At 43.4% G+C, this 288-nt stretch carries 2 pseudogenes; both read left to right on the top strand.

Annotated elements, in window-relative coordinates:
* Positions 1 to 91, top strand: a pseudogene (folP, locus tag AAEY68_RS20865) (dihydropteroate synthase); the annotation flags it as partial.
* A pseudogene (gene glmM / locus AAEY68_RS20860) lies at positions 92 to 288 on the top strand (phosphoglucosamine mutase); the annotation flags it as partial. It abuts the pseudogene before it with no gap.

Below are 288 nucleotides of genomic sequence, written 5' to 3'. Positions count from 1 at the left end.
AAACGGTGCACACATTATTCGTGTGCATGATGTAAAAGAAACCGCAGATGTGCTTGGCGTATATCAAGCCTGCAAACAAGGAGTACTTTAAATGAAAGAAAGAAAATATTTTGGCACGGACGGTGTGCGTGGTTTAGTAGGTCAAGGTCCTATTAACCCAGAGTTTGCGATGAAATTGGGTTGGGCCGCAGGGCGTGTACTCTCACTTCATGGCACTAAAAAAGTCATTATAGGTAAAGACACTCGTATTTCAGGTTACATGCTGGAGACTGCTTTAGAGGCTGGATT

This window comes from Pseudoalteromonas sp. RB2-MNA-CIBAN-0110 (genome assembly GCF_040309305.1).
Classification (GTDB): Bacteria; Pseudomonadota; Gammaproteobacteria; order Enterobacterales; family Alteromonadaceae; genus Pseudoalteromonas; species Pseudoalteromonas arctica.
Note: the sequence above shows the minus strand (reverse complement) of the source record. Positions and strands in the feature narration are given on the sequence as shown.